This is a genomic window from Flavobacterium sp. GQ95 (assembly GCF_059758655.1).
Genome location: NZ_JCAXEB010000001.1, coordinates 712,465 through 726,094, shown reverse-complemented (window position 1 = coordinate 726,094; position 13,630 = coordinate 712,465). Strand labels below are relative to the sequence as shown.

General features: G+C 33.8%; 11 protein-coding genes and 1 tRNA gene. 9 read left to right on the top strand and 3 right to left on the bottom strand.

Annotated features, from left to right (window positions below; genetic code table 11):
- Window positions 1-18: 18 nt before the first annotated feature.
- The gene (locus tag AC6CH4_RS03100) at window positions 19-1,116 is read left to right on the top strand and encodes a SusE domain-containing protein (RefSeq protein ID WP_498100054.1); all 1,098 of its coding nucleotides are present in this window, start codon (window positions 19-21) and stop codon (window positions 1,114-1,116) included.
- A gap of 72 nt (window positions 1,117-1,188) precedes the next feature.
- Window positions 1,189-4,062, top strand: coding sequence for an alpha-amylase family glycosyl hydrolase (locus AC6CH4_RS03095; protein WP_498100052.1), 2,874 nt, complete (start codon window positions 1,189-1,191; stop codon window positions 4,060-4,062).
- Window positions 4,063-4,169: 107 nt separating this feature from the next.
- Here the strand turns inward: AC6CH4_RS03095 and AC6CH4_RS03090 are convergent, their stop codons facing one another.
- The 3 genes from AC6CH4_RS03090 to AC6CH4_RS03080 form a co-directional block, all read right to left on the bottom strand.
- Window positions 4,170-4,394 carry a DUF6814 family protein gene (locus AC6CH4_RS03090; protein WP_492967506.1) on the bottom strand — a complete coding sequence of 75 codons (225 nt, stop codon included), beginning with the start codon at window positions 4,392-4,394 and terminating at the stop codon, window positions 4,170-4,172.
- Window positions 4,395-4,406: 12 nt separating this feature from the next.
- Window positions 4,407-5,903, bottom strand: a complete 1,497-nt coding sequence (locus AC6CH4_RS03085) for an MFS transporter (RefSeq protein ID WP_498100050.1) — start codon at window positions 5,901-5,903, stop codon at window positions 4,407-4,409.
- 565 nt (window positions 5,904-6,468) lie between these two features.
- Window positions 6,469-6,544, bottom strand: a tRNA-Phe gene (locus tag AC6CH4_RS03080).
- 104 nt (window positions 6,545-6,648) lie between these two features.
- Here AC6CH4_RS03080 and AC6CH4_RS03075 point away from each other — a divergent pair.
- The 7 genes from AC6CH4_RS03075 (at window position 6,649) to AC6CH4_RS03045 (ending at window position 13,604) form a co-directional block, all read left to right on the top strand.
- Complete coding sequence (locus AC6CH4_RS03075) at window positions 6,649-7,383, top strand: type III pantothenate kinase (protein ID WP_498100048.1); 735 nt, start codon at window positions 6,649-6,651, stop codon at window positions 7,381-7,383.
- Window positions 7,376-8,605, top strand: coding sequence for a BamG family beta-barrel-assembly machinery protein (gene bamG / locus AC6CH4_RS03070; protein WP_192186203.1), 1,230 nt, complete (start codon window positions 7,376-7,378; stop codon window positions 8,603-8,605). The genes AC6CH4_RS03075 and bamG overlap by 8 nt, the downstream gene beginning before the upstream one ends.
- A gap of 52 nt (window positions 8,606-8,657) precedes the next feature.
- Window positions 8,658-9,209, top strand: a complete 552-nt coding sequence (gene lptC, locus AC6CH4_RS03065) for an LPS export ABC transporter periplasmic protein LptC (protein WP_498100046.1) — start codon at window positions 8,658-8,660, stop codon at window positions 9,207-9,209.
- A 7-nt stretch (window positions 9,210-9,216) separates the two neighbouring features.
- Window positions 9,217-9,411 (top strand): hypothetical protein, encoded by a 195-nt coding sequence (locus AC6CH4_RS03060; protein WP_192186201.1) that lies wholly within the window; start codon window positions 9,217-9,219, stop codon window positions 9,409-9,411.
- Window positions 9,412-9,413: 2 nt separating this feature from the next.
- Window positions 9,414-10,673 (top strand): hemolysin family protein, encoded by a 1,260-nt coding sequence (locus AC6CH4_RS03055; protein ID WP_498100044.1) that lies wholly within the window; start codon window positions 9,414-9,416, stop codon window positions 10,671-10,673.
- Window positions 10,674-10,781: 108 nt separating this feature from the next.
- Window positions 10,782-12,881 (top strand): peptidylprolyl isomerase, encoded by a 2,100-nt coding sequence (locus AC6CH4_RS03050; RefSeq protein ID WP_498100042.1) that lies wholly within the window; start codon window positions 10,782-10,784, stop codon window positions 12,879-12,881.
- Between the two features lie 279 nt (window positions 12,882-13,160).
- A complete protein-coding gene (locus tag AC6CH4_RS03045) occupies window positions 13,161-13,604 on the top strand; it encodes a hypothetical protein (protein WP_498100040.1) in 444 nt (147 codons plus the stop codon).
- The last annotated feature ends 26 nt before the right edge of the window (window positions 13,605-13,630 follow it).

The following is a 13,630-nucleotide window of genomic DNA, read 5'->3' as shown; positions in this document are numbered from 1 at the left end:
CCTTTATAAAACAGTAAAATGAAAAATATATATAAAATTTTAATCGCATTTATTGGTGTATTGGCAGTGTCATGTAATGCTGATGCTGTAGATGACAGACCAATAGTTTCAGCTGTTTCGGCACCAGAAATTACTGCACCGGCTACAGGATCAAAATATGTTTTGGATGCTAATAAACCATCAGAAGTAGCCGCAAAATTTACATGGTCAGCTGCAACCTATTCAACAGCTGTAGTTGTAAAATATACTTTGTTAATTGATAAAAAAGGTGGTGATTTTAAAGCTGCTAAAACCCTTGCAACAACAACTAGTATAACGGAAGCCTCAGTACTTGCTAAAGATTTAAATCAGGCAGCAATTGATCTTGGTGCAGCAACAGAAGTTGTTTCTCAGTTTGATGTAAAAATCACTTCAAGTGTTGCAGGAGCTATTCCTCAGGAAGGTAAAACACTGATCACAATCAGTGTAACTCCTTACACAGGTAGAGTTGATTACAACTTTAAAGAATGGTACCTGGTTGGAGACGCTACGGTTTCAGGATGGGACAATAATAAAGGAAACCAAATCTTATTCAGAAATCCAAAAAATGCAAATGAATATAAATTTACAGGATTCTTTAAAAAAGGTTATTTCAAAACCATTACAAACTTAGGAAGCTGGGCTCCAATGTATGGAGGCTCAGGAGGAACTTTAGTGTATAGAGGAACAGAGGCGGCTCCGGATCCTGCTAGTTTTGAAATTCCGGCTGATGGATATTACACTTTCATTATGGATGTTGATAAATTAACCTATAAACTTACCCCTTATGATGCTTCTGCTGCAAAATCATATGCAACAGTGGGTATTATTGGAGACAGTACACCGGGTGGTTGGGATTCTTCAACACCAATGGTAAAATCTACTTTTAATGGACACATTTGGAGCCTTGGAAAAACTGCATTGAAAGATGGCGGACTTAAATTTAGAGCAAATGATAATTGGGATGTTTCGTGGGGCGGAAATACTGCTTTCTCAGGAGGTGGCACAGGAGACAACATACCAGTTGCAAAATCGAAATATGTTATTTATTTCAATGATTTAGACGGAAGTTATTTAATGATTCCAAATCAAGAGTAATATTTTTAAATATTTAAAGGGCTATCTATAAGGTAGCCCTTTTTTACTCCAACTAATCAAACTAACCACATTATGAAAAAAACTTTACTATTGATCACATTTTTGTGGTCTGTGGCTACTTTTGCCCAGTTGCAAACGATAAGTTACTCCATAAATCCTCCTACTTTTGAAGATACAGCGTCTATTACTATTACAATTGATGGAAAGACAATTAATGAGAGTGCTTGGTCAGTAACAGGAAATGCACTATATCTTTGGTCATGGTCTTATGATGTAAATGACACAAATCAAATGGATTCTCCATCTAATGGATCCTGGACAGCGTCAAATGAAGCTAGTAAATTTACATACAACGCAGGAACGGATACTTATACCAAAACATTTATTTCATCAGTTTACTTTAATAGAAACGGAATTGGAAAAATAGGCTTTTTGGTTAAAGCAAAAGACGGATCCGGAACAAAACAATCCCAGGATATTTTAGTTGAAGTTGGTTCTTTTCAGGCAACACTAACTTCTCCGGCTGAAAATAGTACTACAATTATTGCTTCTGGTTCTAATTTCAATATTGCAGCTACAAATACAAACGGAGCGGCAAGTTATATATTAAAAGCAAACGGTACGACAATCGATTCAAATGCAAGTACATCTTCTTATTCATTTAATCATATCAATATAGTAGCCAATCAAAGTTATGAATTGAGTGTAGTTCAGGGTGCGACAACTATAGTTAAAAAGTTTTCGTTAATAGTAAATCCAACTACAGTTTTAGAAGCTATGCCCGCAGGATTAGTTGACGGAATTAATTACAATACTTCAGACGCAACAAAAGCAACTTTAGTATTAGATGCGCCTTTAAAGGACTTTGTCTATGTTGCCGGAAGTTTTAATAACTGGCAGCCTACAACAGCGTATGCTATGAAAAAAGATCCGGTTTCAGGTAAATTTTGGTTAGAAGTAAGTGGGTTAGTTTCAGGTGTAAATAATACGTATCAGTATTGGGTAGTCGACGCAACTCCACTTACAAATTCGCCGGCAATGGTAAAAACAGCAGATCCTTATTCTACGCTGATTCTATCTCCTTATGATGATGGTGGAATTCCGGCAGCTTCTTATCCAAATATGCCCGTTTACCCAGCGGGGCAAAACTTTGAAGTTACGATTCTTAAAACGGGACAAACTCCGTATAATTGGCAGGTAACTAATTTCAGTAAACCTGAAAAAGATAAATTGGTTGTTTACGAGGTTTTGGTTCGTGATTTTGATGCAAGTAGAAATTATCAAAGCTTAATTGATAGAATAGGTTACTTTAAAACACTTAAAATAAATGCAATCGAATTGATGCCGGTAATGGAATTTGAAGGCAATGAAAGCTGGGGATATAATACTTCATTTCACATGGCTTTAGATAAGTTTTATGGTACTTCGGATAAGTTAAAAGAACTTATTGATGTATGTCATCAAAATGGAATTGCGGTTATCCTTGATGTGGCTTTAAACCACGCTTTCGGTAGAAATCCGATGGTAAGAATGTGGATGAATGATCCTGATGGAGATGGTTTTGGATCGCCAACAACAGAGAATCCTTATTTTAATACAGTTGCGAAACACAGTTATAGTGTGGGAGAAGATTTTAATCATCAATCGGCAAAAACACAATATTATGTAGATCGCGTTATCAAACAATGGATTGAAGAATATAAAATTGATGGCTTCCGTTGGGATTTAACCAAAGGATTTACACAAGAATGTACTGCTGCAGATGAATCTTGTACAAATGGATATCGCCCGGACAGAGTTGCGGTTTTAAAGAAATACGCTGATTACTCATGGAGTTTAGATCCTACACATTACACTATTTTTGAACATTTAGGATCTGATGCTGAAGAACAGGAATGGGCAAACTACAGAATCGCTGAAACGCCAAGCAAAGGAGTGATGATGTGGGGAAAAATGACAGATCAGTATAATCAATTGTCAATGGGATATGCTACAGATAATAATATTTCAAGAATGATGAGTTCCAGTCGTGGTTTTACAGCAAACCGTTTAATGGGTTATGCTGAAAGTCATGATGAAGAACGTTTAATGTATAAAAATGTACAATACGGTAATTCGGCAGGAACTTATAATGTAAAAACATTGAATACCGGATTGTCAAGAATGTCTGCAATTGGTGCGGTTTCATTATTAATACCTGGTCCAAAAATGATTTGGCATTTTGGCGAATTAGGCTGGGATGATTCTATTTTTACGTGTAAGGACGGAAGTGTAAATGATGCTTCAGGAACTCTTTCAGGCGATTGTAAATTAGATACCAAGCCACAGCCACAATGGAGTGAAAATTGGATAGGAGATACAAATCGAAATAAAATTTACTACGATTGGGCTAAAATGATTAACCTGAAAGTAACAGAGCCGGTATTTCTTGGGACAGCTACAATGGCAAATGCAAACACGTTAACGGTAAATGTGAAAATTACAAATAGCAATCTTGCTGTGACACAATTAAAAGATGTGCTGATTTTAGCCAATTTTGATGTGACAGCCCAAAATGTTGCCACTGGTTTTCAATACACCGGAACCTGGTATAATTTAATGGATAATACTTCTCTAAATGTTACTGATGTTAATGCCACAATAAATTTAGGTCCGGGAGAATATAGAATTTACGGAAATAAAACAGCCAATCTGGCGATTCCTGAATTCGAAAAAGCAAACTCGGTTAATTTATATCCAAATCCGGTTTTGAACCATTTTACTTTAAATATTGCAACAACAAAAGTTCAGGTTTATGCAATGTCTGGTCAATTGGTAAAAAGTTTTACTCCGAATGGGAATATAGATTTTCAATTTGGCGTAAGCGAATTAAAAACGGGATTATATATAGTGAAAGCAATTGATGAAAATAATAAAGTTCAGGTTATGAAATTTATTAAAAAATAAAATTAGAAGTACAGTCATTATTTCTAATGATGAATGTTTGGTTAGTTTAGTAATGCGAAAGGGCTGTCAAAAAAATTGACAGCCTTTTCAATTTTAAGTTGATTTGGTTATTTTTTCTGATCGTATTCGCCAATCATAGAAAAATAACCAAAAGTTCCCAAGCCTAAAACGATTAATGGGGTAAGAATAAATAGGATAATAATTCCAAAGACTAAATCATCCTGCTGGTCCGATAGAAATTTGGGCAAACCAAATTCAAAGACACAAAAATAAGCCGCGGCAATGGATAGTATAATCCACAAAACACCTAAAATTTTTTTAACTGTATTCATATTATGTAGGTTTTAAAGGTGATTCGTTTTGTTTTTATTATCGATGTAAACCATTCCTATTACAAAACAGACCGATGCAATAATAATTGGATACCAAAGTCCGTCAAGATAAAAGTCGGCTTTTCCACTGGCTTTTGCATGTGTTACAAAATAGGTCGAAATTGCAGGAAGCAAACCTCCAAAAATTCCATTCCCAACATGATACGGCAACGACATCGAAGTGTATCTGATTTTTGTTGGAAACATTTCTACTAAAAATGCAGCAATAGGTCCGTAAACCATTGTTACAAATAACACCTGAACAAAGACCCAAAAAATTAAAGCCCACTCATCTTCAGAATTTATTTTGATTGAAATAGTACTTTGAGATGTTTTTTTATTGGCAAAATCTGTTTTCTTTTCTATATACGAAGTTCCGTCTGTATAGGTTTTAGAGATAGTGGTTACAATATCATTATTCTTCGTTGTTTCAATGTTTTTCGTTGTTTTTTCAACGATTTCGGTTTTGTAACTCACATTAGTAGTGTTGTACATTTCTTTGTATATAGAACGATAAGATAAAATCGCGAGTAACATTCCAAACATCATAATGTATTTACGACCTACTTTGTCGCTCAGCCATCCAAAGACAATAAAAAATGGAGTTCCTATTAAAAGTGCAATTCCTAAAAGCCCGTCAACTTGTGAAGAATCTACATTCATAACGGTTTTCATAAAACTCATGGCATAGAACTGTCCCGTATACCAAACAACACCTTGTCCCATTGTTGCTCCAAAAAGGGCTAATAAAACAAATTTTAAATTATATCGGTTTCCAAAACTTTCTTTAAGCGGATTTGCACTGGTAGTTCCTTCTTTTTTAGCCTTGGCAAATACAGGAGATTCGTCCATATTTTTTCGGATTAAATAAGAAACTCCAACCATAACGATAGAAACCCAAAACGGAACTCGCCATCCCCAGGAATCAAAGTCTTCTGCTGAAAGGACATTTTTAGTTGCCAGTATCACCATTAACGAAATGAATAAACCAACAGTAGCTGTGGTTTGAATCCAGGAAGTCCAATATCCTTTTTGTCCAACAGGAGCGTGTTCTGCAACATAAGTCGCTGCCCCTCCATATTCACCACCAAGAGCAAGTCCTTGTAACAAACGTAGAATTAGCACTAATAAAGGAGCTAGAAAACCTATAGTTTCATAACTCGGAATACATCCTATTAAAAATGTAGAGCCACCCATTAATAATAAGGTAGCCATAAAAGTATATTTACGACCAATAATATCACCAAGTCTTCCAAAAAACAAAGCACCAAAAGGGCGAACCACAAATCCGGCAGCGAAAGTCGCTAATGTTGATAAAAAGGCAGCTGTTGGATTATCACTTGGAAAAAATTTGGTAGAAATTACAACAGCTAAGCTTCCAAAAATATAGAAATCATACCATTCAATCATTGTTCCCATCGAGGAAGCTGAAATAACTTTCCAAATGCCTTTAGTCGAAGTTTTGCTCATAAAACGCTCTGTGTTTTTAATAGTAAATAAAATAGTAAAGTATGATTTTACGAATATATAAGATATTTTTTTATTTAGTTGATACTTTTTTAACAAAAACAACTTAATTGTTGACTTTACACTTTTTAGTAGTAATAAAGTTTCAAAGTGAAAGATTTTAACCGCGAAGAGCGCTAAGATTTACGCGAGGGTCGCTATGTTTTTCTGCAAAAAGATAAGATATAATGGTTTTTGTTTGTTCAAAAATCGAAGAATCAAAACGAATCTACATAATCAAGAACATAGCCTACGTTTCAACCGTTGGGACACTAATATACATGCATTATCAATATGTATTCCCAAGGTTGAAACCTTGGGTTATAAAAAGGTAGAATTTCAGAGTTGTAACCTTGAGTTTTTCTTTAACCGCAAACACGCAAAAAAAAGCGCGGTTCTCAAAGTTTAATAAAACCCTGTGAACTTTGCGTAAACCTTAGCGTTCCTTGCGGTTAAGCTTTATTGGAATTTGGAATTTAAATTTTCTCAAGGTATTAAAAACAAAAAACCCACTCAGTTGAGTGGGTTTTGGTGGTACCTCCAGGGATCGAACCAGGGACACATGGATTTTCAGTCCATTGCTCTACCATCTGAGCTAAGGTACCGTGTTGTGCTCATTGCGGGTGCAAAGATAGAATCATTTTTCGTTTATCCAAAACATTTTTTTAAAAAAATCAATTCGTATCTTCGCGTTGATAAAAAAACAAACATGGTTTTAGCGGTTGATGTAGGAAACACTCGAATTAAAGCGGCTGTCTTTGAGGGAAGTACTGTTGTTGAAAATTTTATTTTTGAGAAAAATGAACTCGAAAAAAAAATTAAAATAATTTTAGAAAAATTTCAAAACTGCACCGATTTGGTCGTTGCTTCGGTTGGAAATGTCGAAAGACAGTCTTTTTTGACATTCGAAGGTCAGCTAAAAATTCATTTTTTAACTCATGAAGATGTTTTCCCTTTCATCAATAAATATGCAACGCCAAAAACTTTAGGAATTGATCGAATGGTTTTGGCTGCCGGAGCTACGTTGCAATTCCCAAAACAAAATAGATTAGTAATTGATGCCGGAACTTGCATAACTTACGATTTTATCGACGAAAATGATAATTATCTGGGCGGAGCGATCTCCCCAGGTTTGCGATTGCGTTACGAAGCATTGCATAATTTCACGGCCAAACTGCCTTTATTAACACTAGATACTCCTGAATCCTATATAGGAAACTCTACCAAAGAAGCGATTCATTCTGGTGTTGTCAATGGGTTCGTCTATGAGATTGATGGTTTTATCGATGAATATCGGGAGAACTTTTCAAATTTTATAATAATTTTAACGGGTGGCGATGCAGAATTTTTGGCTAAACGATTAAAAAATACCATATTTGCCAATTCAAATTTCCTTTTGGAAAGTTTGAACCAAACATTTCAATATAAAATCGACAATGATTAAAAAAATTATAATAAGTGCTTGTTTACTTATCTCGTTCGTTTCATTTGCTCAGCAAGGTACAGCTTCTCCTTATTCTTTTTACGGAATTGGTGATGCAAGATTCAAAGGTACTCTTGAAAACAGATCTATGGGTGGCGTATCAGTAGAGCAGGATAGTATTCACTTGAATATTGATAACCCTTCAAGTTATGCGAGTTTAAGACAGACTACATTTACGATTGGAGGAACTTTTGGAACATCTACATTAAAAAATACTAATGAATCTGCAAAAGCGCAAAGATCTACTTTTGATTATTTAGCAGTAGGAATTCCGATGGGTAAATTTGGAGCTGCTTTTGGTTTGGTTCCGTTATCTTCTGTGGGATATAAAATTATAAATAATAATTCTGATGTAACTGGTGCAACAAATAGTCAGTTTGAAGGAAAAGGTGGTGTTAATAAGGTATTCTTTGGTTTAGGATATAAGATTTTGCCAAATTGGAATATTGGAGCTGATGTACAATATAATTTTGGACAAATTACAACAACAAGTATTGAAGGTATTACAGACGTTGCAAGTGTAACCCGAGAAACGAATCAATCTGAATTATCTGGTGTGAATTTTAACATTGGTACTATGTATCAAAGAAAGATTTATAAAAAAACGACTTTATTTACTAGCTTAAGTTACACTTTTGCAAGTACTTTAAAATCGGATAATGCGAGAATTATTTCGGTTTCCGGAGATCCGGATCCTTATGAATATCCATCAACAGAAACTAATTTAAAATTACCTAATAAATTAACGATTGGTGTTGGTGTTGGAGAGGCGAGAAAATGGTTAGTTGGTACTACATTAGCTTTTCAGGGTGATGGACGATATGCAAACTACTATAACTCTAGTGATGATGTACGTTACGAGAAGTATTCGAAATATGCGGTTGGAGGATATTACATTCCAAATTATACTTCGTTTTCAAGTTACTTCAGCAGAATTACCTATAGAGCTGGTTTGAAATATGAGAAAATTGGTTTAGTAATTAATAACCAGTCAATTAATGATGTCGGAATGACTTTAGGGGCTGGATTCCCTATTACCGGATCTTTTTCAAATGTGAATTTAGGAATTGAATTTGGTAAAAGAGGAACTACATCTGCAGGTTTGATCCAGGAAAATTATATGAACTTTAGTTTAAGCTTCTCTTTTAACGACAGATGGTTCGTGAAGAGTAAATTCAATTAAACATAAACTGTTGTGTTTTTTTAAGCTCATTACAATTTACTACATTTGGCAAATGAATTTACCAAAGAAATATATTATAACCGCTGTCACAGTTCTTGCTGTGACACTGTTTTTTGGATGTGAAAGTAATTTTAAGGAAGTTCAAAAAATTAACTTTTCAGAATTTGTTCCGGGAAGTGATGCAGATACGGTTAACATAAAATATACTGATTCAGGACGCATTACAGGGGTTCTTAAAAGCCGAAAAATGCTGGATTATTCTAATCTGGAATTTCCTTTTACTGAATTCCCAAAAGGAATTGATGTTACGCTTTATGATAAAAAACAAAAGCGTACTTTTATAAAAGCAAATTACGCGGTTTCCTATAAACAAACCGGAATTATAGATTTACAGGGTAAAGTAAAAATTACTTCAGAAACCGGTCAGATGCTCGAAACAGAACAACTGTATTTCGACCAGAAAAATGAATGGTTTTATACCGAAAGAAAATTTAAACTTACCGATGCTAAAGGAGTTTCAAATGGTCAGGGAATTGACTTTAGTAAAGATTTTAAAGTGATAAATTCACAACGAATAACAGGCGAATTAGAAGCCAACGAATAAAACAATTATGGGTTACTTAAAATATACACAATACGTTTACATTGCATTTGCGGTTTACTTTATTTACGACGGAGTTATTAAGTTAAATGAAGGTAATGAAAATTATGCCTTGAGCTTTATAATTGCCGGAATGGCAGTTTTTATGTTTTTCTTCAGAAGAAAATTTGTCAAGAAATTTGATGATCGTAATAAAAAACAGTAAAAATGGAAATTAGTATTATAATACTTTGTTTAATACTATCAGCCTTTTTTTCAGGAATGGAAATAGCTTTTATTTCCTCGAACAAAATTTATCTTGGGATCGAAAAAAAACAAGATAATTTTGCTTCCCAGATTTTAACCAAACTTACAGAGAATCCCTCAAAATTTATTGCCGCAATGCTTATTGGTAATAATGTCGCTTTGGTTATTTACGGGTTTTTTATGGGTGATTTAATTTTAAAATGCATCACCAAATTAGGATATCATTTTTCGGATATTACCAGTTTATTGGTTCAGACCCTGATTTCAACTTTTATCGTTTTAATTACCGCTGAATTTCTACCGAAAGTCTTCTTTCAGATTTATGCCAATTCTTTGATTAAGATTTTGGCTGTTCCTGCTTATTTGTTTTACCGTTTGTTTTATTACATATCTACTTTTTTTATATGGATTTCAGATTTTGTTTTGAGAAAATTCTTTAAAACAGAAGGGGATCAGGTGCAACTCTATTTTAGTAAAGTGGAACTTGGAAATTATATTACGGAACAAATGAATTCAGTTGAAGATGACGATGAAGTAGATTCTGAAATTCAGATTTTTCAGAATGCATTAGAATTTTCAGGTGTAAAAGCGCGCGATATTATGACGCCGCGTACCGAAATCGTTGATATAGATTTATTTGACAGTATAACAGATCTTAAAGAACTTTTTATAGAGACTGGTTATTCTAAGATTGTAGTCAGTCAAAACTCACTCGATGATATTGTAGGTTATGTGCATTCATTCGATTTATTCAAAAAACCAAAGACGATAAAATCAGTTTTGATGACAGTTGAGTTTGTTCCTGAAACTATTTTGATAAAAGACGCTTTAAATCTTTTGATTAAAAAGAGAAAAAATGTCGCTGTTGTTTTAGATGAATATGGAGGTACTTCCGGAATTATTACGATAGAAGATATTGTGGAGGAGTTGTTTGGGGAAATTGAAGATGAACATGATTTAGATGAAGAATTAATCGAGCAGGAATTGGGTGAGGGTAAGTATTTGTTTTCTACAAGATTAGATGTTGAATACCTAAATGAAGCCTATAAATTAATGATTCCTGAAGAAGACTCATACGGGACTCTGGGAGGGTTTATAGTGAATTTTACGAAGGAAATTCCTTTGAAAGGAGAAGAAATTGTAATAGATAACTATCATTTCGTGATAGAAGAAGCCACAAATAAGAAAATTGAATTAGTAAAAATGACAATAAAAGAGTGATTTCTTTTATTAATTAAAAAAATTGTGCAAAAAAAATTGCTAGTTGTATTGTTATTAACTAGATAATTGTATTTTCGCAAACTGAATATAAAATTAACGATAATAAAAATGGCAGTTTTAGCAAAAATTAGACAGCGTTCCGCATTATTGATAGGAGTTATTGCACTTGCATTATTTGCATTTATAATACAAGATCTATTCAACAGCGGTACTTTTGGTCAAAGTTCAAAAGATGTGGGAAGCATCGATGGAAAAGATATTTCATTTGAAGACTTTAGAGTTAAAGTTAGTAATGTTGAAAAAAGTGGGCAGGGAATTACTTCCACTGAAGCTGCAAACAGAGTTTGGGATCAAGAAGTTTCAATCGCATTATTATCAGCTCAGTTTGATAAATTAGGATTGAGAGTTGGAGAAAAACACTTAATTGAAGTTTTGAAAGCAGATCCGAATATTGGAAAAAACCCAATGTTCCTTAATGCTGCAGGTATGTTTGATATTGTGAAATTTAAAGAGTATTTCAAAACAAACCCTGAAGCAGCTCAATATATTTCTGCAAAAGAAAAAGATGCTGAATTAAATGCAAAATTTCAAATCTACAATACGTTAATTAAATCTGGACTTTACACAACTGCTAGTGAAGGAAAGTTGAAATACGAAATGGAAGCTAACAAAGTGAACTTTGCTTATGTTGGTGCATTGTATTCTTCTATTAAAGATAGTGATGTGAAAATTTCTGATGATGAGATTGTAGCTTATATGAAGAAAAACGAGAAGAAATTCAAAGCGGACGAAACTCGTGAGATTCAATATGTTTTAGTAGAAGATAAAGCTTCAAAAGAAGATGAAGCTGAAATTAAAGCTAAAATCACAGGATTATTAAACGGAAGTGTTGTTTACAATGCTAAAACTGGTAAAAATGATACTTTAGCTGGTTTCAGAAGCGCAACAAATGTTGCTGAATTTGTAAACGCAAATTCTGATGTTCCTTATGATTCTACATATGTGCCTAAAAATAGTTTACCTGCAGTAGATGCTGATAAATTATTCAGCTTACCTGCTGGTGCAATTTATGGACCTTACGTTTTTGGAAGATACTACGCTATTTCTAAGTCTTTAGGATTTAAAGCTGGAGTAAATGCAAAAGCAAGTCATATCTTAATTGGTTACGAAGGATCTCAAACTCCAAACCAAAAAGAAAAAAGAACTAAAGAAGAAGCTAAAGCTAAAGCTGAAGAAATTTTAGCTCAGGTTCAGGCTAATCCTGATAGCTTCATGATGTTGGCTTTTACAAGCTCTGATGATTCATCTGCACAGCAAGGTGGTGATTTAGGATATTTTGGTCCAAATCAAATGGTAAAACCATTCAATGATTTTGTATTCAATAACGGAATTGGAAAAGTTGGTTTAGTAGAAACTCCTTTTGGTTTCCACATTATCAAAATTACAGATAAACAAGACGGAATTCGTTTAGCTACAATCGCTCAAAAAATTGAGCCATCTGAAGCTACTTCTGATAAAGTATTTACATTGGCAACTAAATTCGAAATGGATGCTGCTGATAAAGATTTTGCTGCTACAGCAAAAGAATTAGGTCTAAAAGTTGCTGCTCCGGTAACTGCAAAAGCTATGGATGAAGCGTTTGGTCCATTAGGAAACCAACGTAACATTGTAAGATGGGCATTTGACAAAGAAACTAGTATTGGAGATGTAAAACGTTTTGAATTAGCTAATATTGGTCACGTAATTGCTCAATACAAAAGCGAAAACAAATCAGGTTTAGTATCTGTTACGATGGCCAGACCTTATGTTGAGCCAATCTTGAAAAACAAGAAAAAAGCTGAAATGTTAAAAGCTAAATTGACTGGATCAAGCCTTGAAGCTATTGCTAAAAGTGCAGGTGTAGCTGTTCAACAAGCTGCTAACGTTACTATGGATAATCCTGTTTTACCTGGCGGAGTTGGACAAGAGCCAAAAGTTGTTGGAAACGCATTTGCTTTAACGGCAAATAAAGTTTCTGCTCCAATTGAAGGAAATACAGGTGTATATGTTGTAAAAAACATCAGTACTATAAAAGCTCCGGCAATTGCTAACCACGCAGAATATGTGGCTAAAGTAAAAGCTCAAAGCGCATCTGATTCAAGCAGAATTTTACCAGCGTTGAAAAACAATGCTAAAATAGAAGATAACAGACTGCAGTTTAACTACTAAGTAGTACTTAATAAATATAAGAAACCCGAAGCATTTTAAATGTTTCGGGTTTTTCTGTTTTTAATAGGGTTGTCACTTGTTTTTTGTAATAAAGACCTATTTGTTTTTCTTTAATTATATAGGAATAATCGAAATATAATTTAAAAAATTTGTGATATTCAAAATTATACAGTTAATTTGCTCGAATTTTTGTTGTAGGAAAATAGATTTGATTTTAATGAATGTTAAATAAAAATTGTGAAGAAATGATACAAAACTACCCTAATTATCAAGTGTTTAATGTTTTTCATGTTTAATTTTTTTAAAAGAAAGCCCAGAGTATATTCCAAAATAGAAAATCATATCTATGGAATAATAACGGAACTTTTAAAAGTCAGCAGTACCGACATCAATGTTGATGAGCTGGGAGGTAAGTACTATTTAAGTAATGAAGAACAGCATTTTAAAGTTACTATATTGAGTAACGATTATGTTATAAGGTTGACTAATACACGCGATTCTGTTGCTGAAAAGTACGATAAGATTTTTGTAGAAGATGTTTTAAAAGCAGTTAAGGAAGAGAAACATCGCAGAATGGAATTGGTGTATGATTCTATCAACAACAGTATAGAAAAAATGGCAGAACGTTTACACAATACGCTTATTGAATCTAATGAGCAGGAAAGCCAGAAGGTTCGTCGCCTGGAGACAAAAGATATTAAAAGCAAAAAAGTGAATTATTAAAGTCACTTTTTTGCTTTTAGGTAGGT